The 17,993-nt window shown below is 66.9% G+C and carries 13 protein-coding genes; 11 read left to right on the top strand and 2 right to left on the bottom strand.

The genetic code is table 11. The features are described from left to right. Positions 1 to 34: 34 nt before the first annotated feature. On the bottom strand, positions 35 to 1,144 hold the full coding sequence (locus OKW40_RS02940; RefSeq protein WP_187611896.1) for a hypothetical protein: 1,110 nt from the start codon (positions 1,142 to 1,144) through the stop codon (positions 35 to 37). 591 nt (positions 1,145 to 1,735) lie between these two features. Here OKW40_RS02940 and OKW40_RS02935 point away from each other — a divergent pair. The 4 genes from OKW40_RS02935 to OKW40_RS02920 are packed head-to-tail and all read left to right on the top strand — an operon-like array spanning position 1,736 to position 4,864. Next, on the top strand, positions 1,736 to 2,506 hold the full coding sequence (locus OKW40_RS02935; RefSeq protein ID WP_429488052.1) for a Coq4 family protein: 771 nt from the start codon (positions 1,736 to 1,738) through the stop codon (positions 2,504 to 2,506). 17 nt (positions 2,507 to 2,523) lie between these two features. Then, positions 2,524 to 2,853: an acyl carrier protein gene (locus tag OKW40_RS02930; RefSeq protein WP_429488050.1), complete on the top strand. Its 330-nt coding sequence runs from the start codon at positions 2,524 to 2,526 to the stop codon at positions 2,851 to 2,853. Further along, complete coding sequence (locus OKW40_RS02925) at positions 2,850 to 3,755, top strand: hypothetical protein (protein WP_429488048.1); 906 nt, start codon at positions 2,850 to 2,852, stop codon at positions 3,753 to 3,755. Before OKW40_RS02930 ends, OKW40_RS02925 begins: the two co-directional genes overlap by 4 nt. A gap of 26 nt (positions 3,756 to 3,781) precedes the next feature. After that, positions 3,782 to 4,864 (top strand): SDR family oxidoreductase, encoded by a 1,083-nt coding sequence (locus OKW40_RS02920; protein ID WP_429488046.1) that lies wholly within the window; start codon positions 3,782 to 3,784, stop codon positions 4,862 to 4,864. 12 nt (positions 4,865 to 4,876) lie between these two features. On the opposite strand, the gene OKW40_RS02915 is transcribed toward OKW40_RS02920, so the two are convergent. Beyond that, the gene (locus tag OKW40_RS02915) at positions 4,877 to 5,254 is read right to left on the bottom strand and encodes a hypothetical protein (protein ID WP_429488044.1); all 378 of its coding nucleotides are present in this window, start codon (positions 5,252 to 5,254) and stop codon (positions 4,877 to 4,879) included. Between OKW40_RS02915 and OKW40_RS02910 the strand changes: the two genes are divergently transcribed. The 7 genes from OKW40_RS02910 to OKW40_RS02880 are packed head-to-tail and all read left to right on the top strand — an operon-like array spanning position 5,241 to position 17,973. Then, a complete protein-coding gene (locus tag OKW40_RS02910) occupies positions 5,241 to 6,545 on the top strand; it encodes a nucleotidyltransferase domain-containing protein (RefSeq protein ID WP_429488042.1) in 1,305 nt (434 codons plus the stop codon). The genes OKW40_RS02915 and OKW40_RS02910 overlap by 14 nt on opposite strands. Positions 6,546 to 6,560: 15 nt before the next feature. Next, the gene (locus OKW40_RS02905) at positions 6,561 to 9,305 is read left to right on the top strand and encodes a phosphoenolpyruvate synthase (RefSeq protein ID WP_429488040.1); all 2,745 of its coding nucleotides are present in this window, start codon (positions 6,561 to 6,563) and stop codon (positions 9,303 to 9,305) included. A 51-nt stretch (positions 9,306 to 9,356) separates the two neighbouring features. Then, the gene (locus tag OKW40_RS02900) at positions 9,357 to 10,346 is read left to right on the top strand and encodes a fatty acid desaturase (RefSeq protein WP_429488038.1); all 990 of its coding nucleotides are present in this window, start codon (positions 9,357 to 9,359) and stop codon (positions 10,344 to 10,346) included. A 31-nt stretch (positions 10,347 to 10,377) separates the two neighbouring features. After that, complete coding sequence (locus OKW40_RS02895) at positions 10,378 to 12,048, top strand: fatty acyl-AMP ligase (protein ID WP_429332436.1); 1,671 nt, start codon at positions 10,378 to 10,380, stop codon at positions 12,046 to 12,048. Positions 12,049 to 12,050: 2 nt separating this feature from the next. Continuing rightward, positions 12,051 to 13,154 carry an efflux RND transporter periplasmic adaptor subunit gene (locus OKW40_RS02890; protein WP_429488476.1) on the top strand — a complete coding sequence of 368 codons (1,104 nt, stop codon included), beginning with the start codon at positions 12,051 to 12,053 and terminating at the stop codon, positions 13,152 to 13,154. Next, positions 13,151 to 16,411, top strand: coding sequence for an efflux RND transporter permease subunit (locus tag OKW40_RS02885; protein WP_429488036.1), 3,261 nt, complete (start codon positions 13,151 to 13,153; stop codon positions 16,409 to 16,411). Before OKW40_RS02890 ends, OKW40_RS02885 begins: the two co-directional genes overlap by 4 nt. Beyond that, a complete protein-coding gene (locus tag OKW40_RS02880; protein WP_429488034.1) occupies positions 16,402 to 17,973 on the top strand; it encodes an efflux transporter outer membrane subunit in 1,572 nt (523 codons plus the stop codon). Before OKW40_RS02885 ends, OKW40_RS02880 begins: the two co-directional genes overlap by 10 nt. Positions 17,974 to 17,993 lie beyond the last annotated feature (20 nt).

Below are 17,993 nucleotides of genomic sequence, written 5' to 3'. Positions count from 1 at the left end.
GTGGAAAGGTTCGCGAGGGCTCGCAGGAATGCGCCTAGACGGCGACGTCGATGGACAGCTTCTGGCCCGCGCGGGCCACCGTCATCTCGCTCATGAAATCGCTGAACCGATGCATCATCACCGCCGCGAGGTGCTTCGCCTTGTCCTCGCAGTCGGAGAATGCATAGAAGCCCGGACCCGCGCTGCTCATCCCCGCGTACACCGCGCCCTCGCGTTGCATCGTCTCGTCGAACTCACGCATCACGTCGGTCCGGAAAATGCCTTCGAGCACCTTCATGTTGCTCATGCTGTTGAGTTCCCAGCCGTGCTTCAGAAACGCGAACAGGTCGTTGCGATGCAGTGCCGGCCGCAACTTCTGCTCGATGAAGTTGCGCCACGCGATGCCGTAGCGCTTCTGCCACTCGACAAAATGCGTCGGCACGAAGCCTGCCTCGGTCGTGCCGGACATGTCCGCGCCTTCGCCATGGGCGCGCAGCGCTTCGGTCGATAGCGTGTCGTAGTTGCCAACGGCGGTGGTCACCCACAGGTTTTCCGAACTCAGGTTGCCGAGAAAACGGCCGTTGCCGTGCTTCTCGTCGACCCAGACCAGACCGCCGAAGAACAGGCACGCTTCGCCAACGCCGGTCTCCAGTCCGAAATACACGTGCTCGTCATCCTTCGCGGTCTCGACGTAGTTGCGGGTGATCATTTCCCACATGTCGTGCGGCGAAAACGGTGAGCCGAACAACGCGTTCAAGCCGGCGAGCGTCGCGGTATTGAACGAGACATTCGAGCCGAAGCCGCTGTGCTGGTGCTGGATGCTGCGCACCCGATCGACGCGGATGTCGTCACGTGCGTAGCCGACGGCTCGCTTGAACAACTCGAGCATGTGCCGCCCGCTCGGCACGTCGCAGCCGCCCTCGCCGTTGGTCGTCTTCGTGACGGTGATCCGGTGTCCGACCGTGCTCGTCGATACGCCGAGTCCGCCGCCGCCGAAGCCGGGCGCCATTTGCATAAAGTCGAATACCGCGAAGTGAAGGCGCCCTGGCACCGAGACCTCGGCACGATCGTAGCTCGGTACCGCGTCGCGCTCCCAGTGCGGCAGCACAGTCAGATTCGCACCCGGCAGGAACTGCCCCGCTTTCGCCTTCCATGCCTGATTCATTGCTCTACCTCCATCCTCGTGAGTATTCCCAAGCGATACGTTTCGCGACCATCAATACGCACCACTCACTGTTCGCGCTCCTGGCGCACGGTTCGTGCCAGGCACGCTCTTGCAGCGCGACGTGAGTCCTCGTCAGAAGCAATGACGCAAGCGGGCAGCCAGATTTCAAAGGGCAGCGCGATACATGCGCACGTTTAGATGTTTGGACGTCGGCATGCGTACCGGGCCGGTATCGAACGTCCCGCAGTCGATCTCAACCAACAGATGCGCTTCACCTGTTGGCCCGGCACCGACAACCAGCAGGCTGCGACGGGCTCGCCCCGAACGGGCGTCGGCAAATCGCAGACTCCGCTTCAATCGGCGCGAAACCCGCGCGGCCTTTTGAGATCTGGGCACCTCGGTCCGTTCTTGCAGGGAATGAGGAGGACCTTCGTGCTGCCGACGCACGACTGGCATGAACCCTGCAAAAAGCATCCACAGTTGGTGGCCGGCCTGCCTCGATTCCTTCTTGCCGTAGCCGAACCCGAATCGCGAGGCACCGGTCGATTGCCACTCGTGACTCGCCCTCTTGATCTTTGCCGGGAGCCGCAGATGACAGCAACCTTGAAGGACGACGCGCTGGCGCGACGCCACATCGATTGGCCGCGCGCCTTGCGGGCGATCAAGGCGTTGAGGGCGAACGTAGACGATATTCAGCATGCCTACGAAGTGATGATCGCGCTCGACGGCGGCCAGATGGAGGCGATGTACCAGCGTTTTCTCGGCGAGCCCTGCGCCGGCGCGCTGCTTGCCGAGCAGCCGTCACTGCTCGGCACGCTCGCGGATTCCGACACGCTGCTGCGCTTGCCGCCGGGCTCGTTCGGCTGCGCTTACATGGCGATGATGGAGCACAGCGGCTACAGCGCCGATGGTCTGCTGCAGGCGAGCCGGCTGGCCGCGGGCCTCGAAGAAATCCTCCCCGGCCCGGACCGTCAGTGGTTCATCGAGCGCACCGGCTGCATTCATGACCTGCTGCACGTGTTGACGGGCTATGGCCAGGACTGGGCCGGCGAGACCTCGCTTCTCGCGTTCGACTGCGGGCTCGAACCGATGCGCGCGCGCATCGTCGGTCTGCTCGGCACCGCGTTGACTGCGCCGTGGTGGCCGAACTTCTGGGTCCATCGTTTTCTGCGCCGCGCGTGGCTGCGTGGCAAGCGCGCGCGCATTCCCCTTTCCTACCGCTGGGAAGAAGCGTTGCAGCGGCCACTCGAAGCCGTCCGCCTGGAGCTGGCGATCGAGCCTGTCGCGCTCGCGCATCCACAGGGCATCCTGGCCGGCGGCCAGACACTGCCGTGGCGCTACGCCGCGTCGAGCAACGCGTGAACGGAAAGGGATCCAGCATGGCCAGCACATCGAAAAATGCGTCGACGCGCAACACCGTATTCGGAGTCGTACGCACGCAGTTACTGCGCGTCTGCCGCGAGCATCAGCGTGACTTCAACACTGAGATTCGCCTCGACAGTTCGCTGATCGCCGATCTTGGCCTCGACTCGCTGTCGCTCGTCGAAGCCGTGGTCGCAATCGAGCAGGCGTTTGGCATCGAGCGTCTGCCTCTAGAAGCGTTGAACGAAGAACGCGCCGAAACGTATTTCACGGTCGGCTCGCTAGTGGACCTGTGCATCCGGCACGCCTCCGTCCGTGTAGACGCCAATGAGGGGATGCGCACATGAGCCCGCGCCTTTCGCTGGTCACCCCGCATGCGAGACGTGGCCGGCTCGCCACTGCGGCAGCCGCGTTCGGTCACACGCTCGGCCGCTTGCCTCTGGCGGCCGACGCGGTGCCGATCGCCGGCGCGTTCGTCTGCTCGCTGCTGCTATACGGACGGATAGCCGGCGTCGCCATTGAACCGGGCTGGCGCTTGCTGGCCGGTCTTGCGTCGTTTTTTTTGCTGTTCGTCCAGCTTCGCCTGATCGACGACCTCGACGACCTCGAACGCGACTACCCCACCGGGCACGCGCTGTCGGCGCGACGCGCACGCCTCATCGCCAGCCTCGCGGCAAGCGCGATCCTGCTCGTTGCGCTGAACGCCGGCATGGGGCACGCGCGAACGGCCGCCGCTGCCGCCACCGCACTGGCCTTCGCTGCGCCGTTCGTCTTCAAGCGGCTGCTCCCGACCCACCCGCTGCTGTGCCTACCCGTTTTCGAGGGCGCGCCCTTCGCCATCTTCATGTACGGCTTTTTCTTGTGGCGCGAGGTTGCTGGGCGCGAACTGAGCTTCTACGTCGTGGTGTGCGTAGCGGGTTCGATGTGGACCGGCTACGAATTCTGGAAGTTCTCGCGCAAGGTCGGCACCACCGCACTGCAGCCCTATCTCCTGCCGGCGCGCGCCATTCGGGTCGCGCTGAATGCCCTGCTGATTCTTGCGCTCGGCATCAACGTGTCGCTCTCGCGCCTGGCAAGCCTGTCGCAAACGTATTCGATCTATGTCGCAACGCTGCCGCTCGTGTGGCTCGTGTGGCTCAACGCGAGCTGGCCGGGCCCCGCGAGCAGACCGGGCCGGCCACGCTGGGCTGGCACGCGCTTCATCGTCGCCGTCGAGCTCGGACTGCTGGCCGGGCTTTTCCTCAAATGACACGCAACCCTGGATGGTCACCCACGATGGATAAGCACGTTCTCGTCACCGGTGCGCGAGGTCTGTTGGGCGCCGAAGTGATCGCCCGGCTGACGGCAATGGGGTACCCGGTCGTCGCATTCTTGCGCTCCGACGGACCGGTTGTCCGCAACGACGGCACACCGCTCGCGGCAACACCGTACGGCGGCCACACACCCGCTGCCGGAACCTTCGCATGTGTGCGGGGCGACGTCGCCGAGCCCAGGCTCGGGCTCGATCCGCACACCTACGAGGCACTGCGCGCGGCAACGGGCGCGATCGTCCACTGTGCCGCGCTAACCAGCTTCGGGCGCAAGCCCGAGGTCTACGACGCGATCAACTTTCGCGGCACCGAGCGCGTCGTCGAGTTCGCGCAAGGTAGCGGCGACGCGCCGATTCCGCTGCTCTACGTGAGCACCGCCTATGTCTGCGGCGAGCGCCCCGGCGTATTCAGCGAGGACGATCTCGAACTCGGTCAGCGTCTGGGCAACCCGTATGAGCAGAGCAAGTACCGCGCGGAACAGTCGGTGCGAGCGGCGATGCGCAGCGGTCTGCCGGCGGCGGTGCTGCGCCCGTCGATCATCGTCGGCGACTCGGCGAGCGGCGTGATCCGCAAGTTCGACACGCTGTACACCGTCGTGCGCCTGACGGCCGCGGGACTCGTGCGCACGATGCCGGGCGACTACGGCGCGACGCTGAACATCGTGCCGATCGACTGGGTCGCGGACTGCGTCGTCGAAGCGCTGGCGAAGTTTCCGCTCGTGCGCGGACGCACGCTGCATCTGACCTCGGGCACGCCGACGACGCTGCGCGAAATCAATGACGTCTGCGCGGAGTTTCCCTCGTTTCACGTGCCTCGCTATGTGCCGCGGCATGTCTTCGACGCCGCCGCAATGAAACCGCTCGAGCGGCGTTACTACGACGAGGTCGTGAAACTGTACGAGTCGTACCTGACTCGCCAGGTGCGCTTTGCACGCGACGCGACCGCCGCGATCCTGCCGGCCCTGCCTCGGGCGACGGGCAAAACGCTGCTGCGCAGGATCTTTCGTTACGGGATCGCGGCGGGCTACTTCGTGCCGCGTACGGCTTGACGCTCAGGGAGCCTAACCATGTTGATGACTGATCCGATGCTCGCCGAGCTCTGGCAAAAAGCGCGGGCCGCGCTCGGCGCCCAGTTCGAACAGCGGGCACCGAGCGCCGTGTTTCTCGAAGGCTCGATCGCCGAAGGCTTTGGCAACGAGCGCTCCGACGTCGACTTCGTCGCGATCGTCGATAGCGGGCTGGAGCCAGCCACGATGCCGTACATCCTGTTCATCGACGGCCGCCGCGTCGAGGTCAGGTTGCTGAGTCCGGCGCGGCTGCGCCGCGAACTCGCGCAGGTTCGCGCAGCGCTCGGCAAAGGCCGGCGCGCGGTCGCGCGTCTGTCGTGGAATCTGCTCGAACGGTGCCAGCGCTTTATCGGCGCGCTTGCCGATCGACAACCCGGCGTTGATCGAGACGCTGCAAGCGGAGCTTGGCCGCGAGGCGCTCTGCGAGGCGGTGGCGCTGTGGTTCGAGGATTTCGCGCGTCAGACCGGCCGTTATGCGGTGGCGATGTTCGCGCTCGGCGAGCCCGACTACGCACGCGCCTGGATCAGGACCGCCGCGTTTCATGCGGCGAAGAGTCACGTGGCACGCCTCGGCGAGTGCTACATGAGTCCGAAATGGCTGTCGCTGCAACTCGAACGCGCGGCCGTCGACGCCGGCCGCGTCGGCCGTCTGTGGAGCCTGCTGCACGCGCCGCGCGAGCATGGCGCCGAAAGCGGGTTCCTCGCGGCGGGGGTCGCGCTGATCCGCGAGTTCGGCGTCAACGGTGTGAGCCTCATGGCCGACAACGTGCTGATTGGCCCCGGCAAGGACACGACGACCTGGCAGATCGGCGAACGGGTCCACGTGCTGCGAGGTAGCGACGTCTTTGCGCTCGACGACGAAGCGACCCAGGCCTGGCGAGTGATCACATTCGACACGCCATGCAAGGCCATCGCCAGCCGTGGCGACGCGCAAACGGCGAGCCGGCAGCGCGCGCTGATCGCGGACTTCAGCCGGCTGGGTCTCATCAGCCTGCGCTGGAAGGGCAGCGGAGAAATCCACGCACGTCAGCAGGCGACGTCGATGCCGGTGTCGCGCGCGCCGTTGATTTCGATCGACGGCGCGCGCCTCACGGGCGGCCGCGCGAGCGGTGCCCAGTTGCTGCCGATGCCCGCCGGGCGCTTCGCCGAAGCGGGTCTCGAGATGATCTGGGCCAACATCGGTCTCGAGAATGCGCGCGAGGATGCCCAGGGCGCACTCCAGCGCGGCCAATGGAAGGTGCTCGAGTACGCGCTGCAACGGATGATGCAGACCGCCTGCATGGTCACGCTCGGCGCGCATGGCGTGACGCCGCAGTCGACGATGGAAGAAGCGACGCTCGACGCGATCCGGCTGCTGCCGCTCGATGCGGCGCTGATCGACGGCATCCGCGAACTCGAACAGTGCTCGATCGGATCGGCTCGCGATGCACAGCGTTACGTCGCGCTCGCCGATGAACTCGCGCAGCGTCTGCGCGACCTCGGCGGCGACCCGCAGTTTCCGGCGAGCTTCGATACGGCGTCGGGCTGGCGCGGAACGATCCACGCCGCCTACGACTGGATCAACCTCGGCGCGCATCTGCACGCGCGCTTCCCGCAGACCGCTCACGGCGGGCGCGGTACAGCCGAGGAAGCAAGAGACCTGCTCGCTTCGTCGAGCACCTGAGCAACGGGGACCTCAATGACTTTCGACACCATTACGCGCGCACGCGGCGAATTCGAATCGGCCGAAAGCTGCGCCACCCCGACAGCATCGCCACGCGTGATCCTGACCGCGGCGAGTCCGGCCGAAACGATCGAGCGGCTCGCCGGCAACAAGGGGCGATCGCTTCATCGGCTTGCCAACCTCGGCGTGGCGGTGCCGCACTGGGCGATTCTCGGCACCGACTGCTTCGCGGAGTTCCGCCGCGACGGCGGCCTCGATCAGACCATCGCCGCGCTATTGCGCGACTTCACGCCTGCGAACGCCGCCGCGATCGCGAGCGCGATCCGCGAGGCCGTGCTGACATGCGACATCAGCGCCGCGTTGCGCGCCGACATCGCTCGCGCGCACGACATCATTGGAGACGGACCGCTCGCGGTGCGCTCGTCCGGCATCGAAGAAGACAGCGCGAGCTTCTCGTTCGCAGGCCAGTTCGACACGTTCCTCGACGTCCGCGGGCTCGACTCGACGCTCGAACACGTACGCCGGTGCTGGGCTTCCGCGTATTCCGAGCGCTCGCTGCGCTACCGGCATCAGCACGGACTCGATATCGCCGGCGCCGGTATGGCCGTGATCCTGCAGCGCCTCGTTCAGGCGGACACGAGCGGCGTCGTGTTCACGATCAACCCGGCCAACGGCAGCCGCGACGAGCTCGTGCTGAGCGCCGTCTACGGGCTCGGCGAGGGACTCGTGTCGGGCGCGGTCGACGCCGACACGATCACGGTGGATCGCCACACCGGACAGCCCAGGCAGGTGGTGATCGGTGAAAAACACGAGCGTCATGACGGCCGCCACATCCGCGAGGTGCCGGCCGCGCTGCGCGACGCAGCGGCCCTCTCTAACGACGAGATCGAGCGCGTCGTGGCGGCGGCCCGCACGCTCGAAAGCGAGCTCGGCGAGCCGCTCGATATCGAATGGTGTATCGCGGAGCACCAGCTGTGGATTCTGCAGGCGCGCCCCGTGACCACGCCGATCGCACCGGCCCCATCGCGGACCGGCGAATTTCAGCTATGGGACAACTCCAACATCGTCGAGAACTATCCCGGCGTGACAACGCAGCTGACCTTCACCTTCGCGCAGCACGTCTATGCGCAGGTGTTCCGCGAGTTCTGCCGGCTGCTCGCGATTCCGCACAAGCAGCGGCGCGAGATGGATGGCTTCCTCGGCTCGACGCTCGCGTTCCTGAACGGGCGCGTGTACTACAACCTGCTGCACTGGTACAAGCTTTCCGGGCTCGCGCCGTTCCAAAACCTCGGGCGCAAGATGATGGAAGTCCAGATGGGCGTCGACGAGCCGCTCGATCTGGCGAGCTTCGCCGCGCTGATCGCGCCGTACAAGACCGGCTCGCGCGCCGGACTCGCCTGCATCCGGGCCTTGAGCGGCACGAAGTTCGCGTGGCACTTCGCGCGTCTCGCGCGCAACGTCGAGCGCTTCCGCGCGTTTTTCTATCCGGTCTACGACGAGTTCAACGCGCTCGACTATCGCTCGCTTCCCGCCGACGCGGTCTATGCGCACTACTGCCGCTTCGAGCAGGCGCTGCTAGCACGCTGGGGCATGATGATCGTGCTCGAATCGGCGATCGGTCTAAGTTACGGCGTCGTCCGGCGGCTGATCAAGCGGTGGATGCCCGGTGCGCCCGACTGGCTCGAAGTGGCGGTGATCGGCGGCATGGACGACATCGAGTCGATCGAGCCGGTCCGCAGGCTGAGCGCAATTGCGCAAGCCGTGCGGGCGAAGCCTCAGGTCGAAGCGCTGATCCGCAACACGCCGTCTGCCGTTGCGTATGCGGCGCTGCGCGGATGCGGCGCGCCCGAGATCGTCGCCGACATCGAGCGCTACCTCGCCGACTTCGCGTACCGCAGCAACAACGAACTGAAGCTCGAAGAGCCCGACCTGCGCGAAGACCCGGGCGTGCTGTTCGATATGTTGAAGGCCGCGCTCGCGCATGGTGCCGTATCGATCGATCGCAGCGCCACCGAAGCGCACATCGACGCGTTGTTGCGTGAGCGGCTCAATCCGCTGCAGCGCTGGATTTTTGCACGCGCGCGCGGCCGCGTGCGCGCCGCGATCCGGGCGCGCGAGACCGTGCGCTTTTGCCGTTCGCGCGCGTTCGGGGTCGCGCGCCGGATGTTCCGCGCAATCGGCGAGGGTCTCGCCGCCGACGGCGTGCTGGCGACGGGCCGCGACATCTTCCATCTGCGCCTCGAGGAAATTCGCGGGTGCTTCGAAGGCACCGTCTCCCACCGCGAACTGCGCCCGCTCATCGAGCAGCGCAAGCGCGACGATGCCAGCTATCGCGACATGGCTGACCTGCCGCCACGCTTCGTCACGCATGGCCCGGTAGCGGCCTGGCTCAGCAACCCGGCGAACCTCGCCGCGTTGCGCGCGGCGCCTGCCCACGCGGCCGGCGCGACGCTGCGCGGCACGCCCTGCTCGCCGGGCTTCGCCGAAGGACGGGCGAAGGTGGTGCGCGAAGCGAACGAGTTCGACGGCGGCATCCTCGTCACCTATCGGACCGACCCCGGCTGGGTGCCCGTATTCGCGTCGGCGACCGGGCTGCTGATCGAGCGTGGCAGTCCGTTGACCCACGCCGCGATCGTCGCCCGCGAAATCGGCATCCCGACCGTCGTCCAGATTCCGGGCCTCACCACGCGCGTGCAGTCGGGCATGCAGCTCAAGGTCGATGGCCATAGCGGCGTGATCGAACTGCCCGAGCCGACCTGACATGAATTGACCGCCCGCTGACCACTGAAACCGCCCCTGAAGGAAACCACCATGTACCGCCTGCTCAACGATCGTCGCGACCTGCCGCATCTGCGGCTCTACCTCCAGTGCGCGCTGATATTCATTCCCGCCGCGGCCGTGCTGTATGGGCTCGGCCGGTTTCCCTGGTGGCTGGGCGTTGCATACGTGCTGGTCTGGAACGCGTTCGGCGACCGTTTCACGATGAGCTACCACTGCACGCTGCATCGGCGGCTCTTCAGGAAGCAATACCGGGCGCTCGAAATCCTGCTCGACTGGGTGCTGTGTCCGTTCTTCGGTCAGACGCCGGGCACGTTCTATGTCCATCACATGGGCATGCATCACATCGACGACAACCTGCCACGCGACCTGAGCTCCACGATGCGGTTTCAGCGCGATAGCGTCATCGGCTTTCTGCACTACTACCTGCGCTTCGCCGCGCTGGTGCCGCTCGATCTGTCCGTCTATCTGTGGCGCTCGCGCAATACGAAGCTGATCAGGCAACTGCTCGTGGGTGAGGTCGCGTTCTACGCGGCGGTTGCCGCCGCCGCGTACTGGAACCTGCGGGCGACGCTCGTCGTGTTCGTGTTTCCGTTGGTGTTCGTGCGGCTGATGATGATGATCGGCAACTGGGTCCAGCACGCGTTCATCGACCCCGATCAGCCTGACAACCCGTACACGAGCAGCACCAATACGATCGACTCGCGTTTCAATGCGCGCGTCTTCAACGCCGGTTATCACATCTACCACCACGTCCGCAAAGGCACGCACTTCAGCGAGCTCACGAAGGAATTCGCGGCGAACCTCGAGAAGTACGGTCGCGAGGACGCGGTCGTGTTCGATCGCATCGACATCGCGCAGATCTGGCTGCTGCTCGTCACGCGCCAGCACCGCAAGCTCGCCACGCATTTCGTGCGCTTGCCGGGCGCGCCGGTGCGCAGCGACGACGAGGTGATCGCGCTGCTGCGCCGCCGTCTGCAGCCGATCCGCGACTGGACGCCCGCTGCTTCGCTCGATCACTGAATCTCGATTAATTGACCGGGGACCCGTCACCATGAACCAGACGCTAGTCGATGCCGTTGCAGCGCTGCCGCGCGGCGACGCTCGAGGCCTTCGCTTCGTCTCCACGCACGGCGACGAGCACTACTATCCTTACGAGGCGCTCGAACGCGAGGCGCGCAACCACGCGAAAAAGCTCGTGGCACTGGGGCTGAACAAGGGCGAGCGCGTCGCGCTCGTGGTCCTCGACCCGGAAGCGTTCATCCTGAGCTTCCTCGGCGCCTCGTTCGCCGGTCTCGTCCCGGTACCGATATTTCCGCGCGGAAGCCTGAACTTCAGGACCCGCACACGTTACGCCGAAACTGTCAGTCACATCGTGCGCTCGGCAGGCGCCCGGATGCTGCTCACGTCGAACTCGACAAGAGAGACCATCGAGGACGTGCTCGCCGTCGACACCGGTCTCGAACGTGTCGTGACCATTGAAGCGCTGCTCGACGGCGAGCCTCCCGCGTGCGATTTGCCCACGCTGCATCCCGATGACCTGTGCTTCCTGCAATACACGTCGGGCAGCACGTCGCTGCCGAAAGGCGTGATGGTCACGCATCGCAATCTGGTCGCGAATGCGACGGCGTTCCTCGGACCCCGCGGCATCGATCTGCGCGAGCAGGACGTCTATGTCAGCTGGCTGCCGCTGCACCACGACATGGGGCTCATCAGCGTGCTCGGCGCGCTGATCTGCGACTTGCCGTGCGTGCTGCTGGCAACCGAAGCGTTCGTGCGCCGGCCCGGCCTCTGGATGGAGGCGATCACGAAATACCGCGGCACCATCAGCTTCGCGCCGAACTTCGCGTACGCGCTCGCCGCTCGCCGTAGCCGCGACCAGGACCTCGAAGGCCTCGATCTGCGGCGGCTGCGCGTCGCCGGCTGCGGTGCCGAGCCGATCAACGCGCAAGCGCTGCGCCAGTTCTGCGCGCGCTTCGAGCCGGCCGGTTTTCGTGCCGAAGCGCTGCTGCCGTGCTACGGGATGGCCGAAGCAACACTCGCGATCACGTTTCACGACCACGGCCAGCCGCTCGTCACCGACGTCGTCTATGCGGCCGCGCTGGGGCTTGGTCGAGCGATACCGGCTGCGCGTGACAACGGCTTACGGACGATCGAACTGGTCGGCTGCGGCCATTGCTTTCCCGGCCACGAGTTGCGGATCGTCGACGAATCCGGGCGCGCGTTGCCCGAACGCTGTGTCGGCGAAATCGTCACGCGCGGGCCCAGCATCACCGTGGGCTATTACGGCCAGGCCGACGCGAGCGCCGACGCGTACCGCGACGGCTGGCTACAGACCGGCGATCTCGGCTACCTCGCCGGCGACCAGTTGTATATCTGCGGCCGCAGCAAGGACCTGATCGTCATTCACGGCTCGAACCTCTATCCGCAGGACATCGAATGGGCGGTGGCCGAGTTGCCGAGCGTGCAAAGCCGCGGTGTCATCGCGTTCAGCGTGATGCGCGACGGCGACGAGACACTGGTCGTCTGTGCCGAGGGCAAGCCGGCGGAGGCCACGGCGCTGCGGCGTGCGATCGCGCAGAAGGTCGCCGAATGCGCGGGCCTGCAGGTCGGTCACGTTGCGATCGTGCAGGCGGGCAGCTTGCCGCGGACCTCGAGCGGCAAGGTACAGCGCCGCCGGACCAAGGCACAGTTCGAAGCCGGCGAGTTGGAGGAACACTCGTGAGCATGCGCTGGCGCGAGATCATGCTGACGCTGTCGGGCGCGCTCACGCTCGCCGCCTGTCACGCGAAAGAAGCCGAGGTGACGCTGCCGCGCCCGGTCATCGCCGTGGTCGTGCATCGGGACAGCAAGCCCGTGCTCGCGACGCTGCCGGGCGAAGTCAATGCACGCTATGCGACGCCGCTGTCGTTTCGCATCGCGGGCAAGCTGATCGAGCGGAAGGTGCGGCTCGGCGATACGGTCACGGCCGGCCAGGCGATCGCGCGGCTCGATGCCGACGACGCGCAACGCAGCCTCGCGGGCGCGCAGGCCCAACTGATGGCGGCGCAGCATCGGCTCACCTTCGCCGAGCAGCAACTCGATCGCGACCGGGCGCAGGCGCAGGAACAGCTGATCTCGACAGCGCAGCTCGAGCAGACCCAGGATGCGTATGTGGCGGCCACCGCGCAGCGCGATCAGGCGCTACAACAGTTCGCGCTGCTGAAGAATCAGACGCAGTACACGGTCCTCACGGCGGACCATGCCGGCGTCATCACCGCCGAAGACGCCGATACCGGGCAGAACGTCGCGGCGGGACAAGCGGTCTACCATCTCGCCTGGTCCGGCGAGCTCGATATTCTCTGCGACGTGCCCGAGAGTCTGCTGAACGCGCTGGCGATCGGCAGCGCGGCCAGCGTCTCGCTGCCGGCCGCCACGGGCAGACGCTTCACGGCACACGTGCGGGAGCTGTCGCCGGCCGCGGACCCCGGTAGCCGCACCTATCGCACGAAACTGACGCTCGATGCGCCAGGCCCCGAGGTCCGTCTCGGCATGACCGCCACCGTCACGTTCGCCGCGGCCGGCGAGGCGCAAGCGGACGACCCGATCACACTGCCCGCGAGCGCGCTCTTTCACGACGGCAACGCGCCGGCCGTCTGGGTCGTTCGGCCGGGCGACCAGGCGCTGGAACTGCGCCGGGTCCAGGTTGGCCGCTACGACGACCGCACGATCTCGGTCGCGCGAGGCCTCAACGACGGCGAGCGCGTCGTGCTGCAAGGGGTGCATACCGTCAGCGCCGGCGAAACCGTGCGCGCGGTAGCGCCGTTGCATCCCGAGGACTTCGCATCATGAGAGCGCCGTTCGGCCAGGGGCCCGACGGAGCGGGCGGACCCGGCGGACCCGGCGGACCCGGTGGAACGGGCGGACCGCGGCGGCCGGCAGCGGACGATACCGGCCGCTTCAATCTGTCCGCGTGGGCGATCCGTAACCAGGCGCTGGTCATCTTCGCCGTCGTGCTCGCAACGCTGTTCGGTGTGCTCGCCTATGCCCGGCTCGGACAATCCGAGGACCCGCCGTTCACGTTCCGCGCGATGGTGATCCGGACCTTCTGGCCCGGCGCGACCGCACGCCAGGTCGAGGAACAGGTGACCGACCGGATCGGCCGCAAGCTGCAGGAAACGCCTCATCTCGACTATCTGCGCAGCTACTCGCGTCCCGGCGAATCGCTGATCGTCTTCACGATGAAAGACTCCGCGCCGGTGAACGAAGTGCGCGAGACGTGGTACCAGGTACGCAAGAAGATGGCCGACATCGCGGATACGCTTCCGCCCGGCGTGCGGGGGCCGTACTTCGACGACGAGTTCGGCGACGTCTACACGAACATCTATACGCTCGCCGGCGACGGGTTCTCGCCGGCGCAATTGCACGACTATGCCGACGAACTGCGCGGCGTGCTGCTGCGCGTGCCCGGGGTCGCGAAAGTCGATTATTTCGGCGACCCCGACGAGCACATCACGATCGAGATTCCCAACGCGCAATTGACGCGGCTCAGTATCACGCCGCAACAGCTCGCGCGGGCGATCAACGCGCAAAACGCGGTCACGCCGAGCGGCACGCTGACCACCGCGTTCGACCGCGTGTACGTACGTCCGAGCGGCCAGTTCACCGACCTGAAGGCGATGGCCGACACGCTGATCGACATCAATCACCGCCTGGTTCGTCTCGGTGACATTGCCGCGATCAGGCGCGGCTACGACGATCCGCCGGTCTCGCAGGTTCGCACCGGCGGCCGCGCGGTGCTCGCCATCGGCATCACGATGCAGGCAGGCGGCGATGTGATTCAGCTCGGCAAGCGGCTCGATGCGCAGACAGCGGAATTGCGTGCGCGTCTGCCCGCGGGGCTCGAACTCGTCGAGGTGTCGAGCATGCCGGACGCGGTCTCGCATTCGGTCAACGGTTTTCTGCGGGCCGCCGCCGAAGCGATCGTGATCGTGCTGGCCGTGAGCCTCATCTCACTGGGCTGGCGCGCCGGCGTGGTGGTGGCGATCTCGATCCCCGTCGTGCTCGCGGTCACCGCGCTATGCATGAACGGCTTCGACATCGGCCTGCACAAGATCTCGCTCGGCACGCTGGTCCTCGCGCTGGGCCTGCTCGTCGACGATGCGATCATCGCGGTCGAGATGATGGCCGTGAAGCTCGAGCAGGGCTGGGGCCGCGCGAGGGCCGCGGCGTTCGCCTACAGCAGTACCGCATTTCCGATGCTGACGGGAACCCTCGTCACGGTGGCGGGATTCCTGCCGATCGCGCTGGCAAAATCGGCCACCGGCGAATACACGCGTTCGATCTTTCAGGTGTCCGCGATTGCGCTGATCGCTTCGTGGTTCGCGGCGGTCATGCTGATTCCGTTGCTCGGCTATCACCTGCTACCCGAACGCAAGGACACCGCACGCGAGACGCCTCGGCGCGCGCTTCGCAAGCTCCGCCGGCGCGACGACGCGCAGACGCGCCGGACCCCGGTGGCGGCGCCGCGCGCCAGCCGCTTTCATGACCGCCTGCGCGACTGCATCGCGTGGTGCGTGAAGCGGCGCCTCGTCGTGCTCGGCGTCACGGCCGCCTTGTTCGTTGCCGCGTTGGCCGGCTTCGCGTTCGTGCCGCAACAGTTCTTCCCGAGCTCCGAACGGCCCGAACTGCTCGTCGACATGCGGCTGCCCGAAGGCGCGTCGTTCGAAGCGACGCTGCGCGAAGCCGCGCGCCTCGAAAAGACGCTGGCCGGCCGGCCCGAGATCGATCATCTGGTCGACTTCGTCGGCGCGGGCGCCCCGCGCTTCTACCTGCCGCTCGACGTGCAGTTGCCCCAGCCCAACTTCGCGCAGCTCGTGATCACCGCGAAGTCCGTCGACGACCGCGCAAAGCTCGAACGCTGGCTCGCGAGCACGCTGCAAAACAGCTTTCCCGCCGTGCGCGCGCGCGTTTCGCCGCTCCAGACGGGCCCCTCGGTCGGCTATCCGGTGCAGTTTCGTGTCAGCGGAAGCGACCTCGCCACCGTGCGGGAGATCGCGGAAAAGGTCGCGGCGACGATGAAAGCCGATGCCCGCACAACGGGCGTCCATTTCGACTGGGACGAACCCGGCGAACGCTCGGTGCGCTTCGAGATCGACCAGCAGAAGGCGCGCGAGCTCGGCGTCACGTCGGAAGACGTGGCGAGCTTCCTCGCAATGACGCTGTCGGGCTATACGTTCACGCAGTACCGGGTCCGCGACCGCTTGATCAGTGTCGATCTGCGTGCGCCCCAGCGCGAGCGGGTCGACCCCGACGAGATCGTGAACCTCGCGATGCCGACGCCGAACGGCCCGGTGCCGCTCGGCGCGCTCGCCCACCTCAACAACGAACTCGAATACGCGGTGATCTGGGACCGCGACCGTCAACCGACGATCACGGTCCAGGCCGACGTGCGCGGCAACGCGTTGGATATCGACGTGACCCAGGCGATCGATCGGACGCTCGCGCCGCTACGCGCATCGCTGCCGATCGGCTACCGGATCGAGACCGGCGGCGCGGGCGAGATCAGCGGCAAGGCGCAGGCGTCGGTGATCGCGCAGCTTCCGCTGATGCTCGTCGTGGTGCTGACGCTGCTGATGATTCAACTGCGCAGCTTCGCGCGCGTGCTGATGGTCGTGCTCACCGCGCCGCTGGGGCTCATCGGCGTGGTCGCCGCACTGCTGCTGTTCGGCAAGCCGTTCGGCTTCGTGGCGATGCTCGGCGTCATTGCGATGTCCGGCATCATCATGCGCAACTCGGTGATTCTGGTCGATCAGATCGAACGCAATATCGCCGCGGGCCAGGGGCGCTTCGATGCGATCGTGGGTGCCACGGTCCGGCGCTTCCGCCCGATCATGCTGACCGCCGCGGCAGCCGTGCTCGCGCTGATCCCGCTGCTGCAATCGGCCTTCTTCGGACCGATGGCGACCGCACTGATGGGCGGCATCACGGGCGCCACGGTGTTGACGCTGTTCTTCGTTCCCGCGCTGTACGCGACCGCGTTCAAGGTGCGGCACTTCGAACGCGGTGTGCGAACCGCGACCCCGACAATCGAATATACGTGGAGCTGATCGTGGGCACAGACTGCAACCCCGTCGACGGGCCGGCGCTCGCGAGCGCGCCGCATTTCGCCGGCGCGCCGGGTCGAACGCGGGCAGCGGCGATCCATGGTTGGCGCGCGGCGTTCGGCGCGGCCGCGACGATCGCGCTTGGCGCATGCTCGTTCGGTCCGAACGGCGAGCCGCCCGCGATGCCCTCTCCCGCCCATTACGGCGTCGAGCCTCAGCCCGCGCAAACGGTCGCCGCGCTCGGTGTCGCGCAGCACTTCACCACCGGCGCGCAACCTGTGCCGCAATGGTGGCGGCTGTTCGAATCGACAGCGTTGAATGACCTCGTCGAAGAAGGTTTGCGCAACAGCCCAACCCTTGCTGCCGCCGACAGGCACCTTGCCGCCGCGCACGAACAACTGCGGGCGCAGATCGGCGCCTCGCTGCTGCCGTCGGTCGATCTGGTCGGGCAGGCCTCGCGCGGACGCGATCTCGGCATTCCGGTCCCCGGTGGCCCGAATACGCTGCTTTACAACGAGTTCATCGGCGTAGTCCAGGCGCAATATACGTTCGATCTGTTCGGCGCGGTGCGTAAAGCCAACGCGGCCCGATCAGCGCGTGTCGACATCGACGCGTATCAACGCGAAGCCGCGCGCCGCGCACTGGCCACCAACATCGTCACGGCGACGATCGAGGCGGCGATGTTGCGCGCCGAGATCGACGCGACCGAGCGATTGATCGCGCTTGCGGGCGATCAGGCTCACGATATCCAACGGCATTACGAACTCGGATCGCTGACGCGCGGCGACGTGTCGACTGCGCGGCAAAGCATCGCCGCGCTCGAGGTCAGCGTGGCCGATCTGCGGCAACGGCTGACGGTGACGAGACATGCGCTTGCGGTGCTGCTCGGCCGCACGCCCGACGCGGCGCCGCCCGAGCCCGAGCTGGCGAGCCTGCACTTGCCGCAGGACCTGCCCGTCGTGCTGCCATCGGACCTGTTGCGCGCGCGGCCCGATATCGCGGCCGCCGAGTCGGCGCTGAAAGCCGCCGCAGACGACGTCGGCGTCGCGACGGCACAGCTGTTTCCGAGCCTGACGCTGAACGCTTCGATGGGACAAGGGGGGTTCAACTGGCCGCTCGCGCTGTCGGGCGCAGGCGCGATCTGGAGCATCGCCGCGACGATGTCGCAAGCGCTTTTTCATGGCGGCGCGCTCGTCGCACAGCGGCGCGCGGCAATCGACACCTACGAGGCCGCCGTGTTCGAGTACAAGCAGACCGTGCTGGCGGCGTTCGAAAACGTCGCGGACACGCTTGCGTCGCTCGAACACGACGCGCAGGCACTCGACGCCGCGAGCGGCGCTGCCCGTGAGGCACGCGAGGCGTTCGACGATGCCACGTCACGTCACCGGCTCGGCGCGCTGCCCGCTGCATCCGCCCGCGGCGGCGAGCAGCAGTACGAAGCAGCGAGGCTCGAAGAAATCCGCCTGATCGGCCGGCGCCTGGCCGATACGGCGACGCTGTTTCAGGCGATGGGCGAGCTGCCGGCGGGCAGCAGCCAGACACCTGACCATCTGGCCGGCAAGTGATCGGCCCGCCGCTGCCGACG

Source organism: Paraburkholderia sp. RAU6.4a (assembly GCF_050435625.1).
Classification (GTDB): Bacteria; Pseudomonadota; Gammaproteobacteria; order Burkholderiales; family Burkholderiaceae; genus Paraburkholderia; species Paraburkholderia tuberum.
The sequence above is the reverse complement of the archived record's forward strand: the minus strand, read 5'-3'. Positions and strand labels throughout refer to the sequence as shown.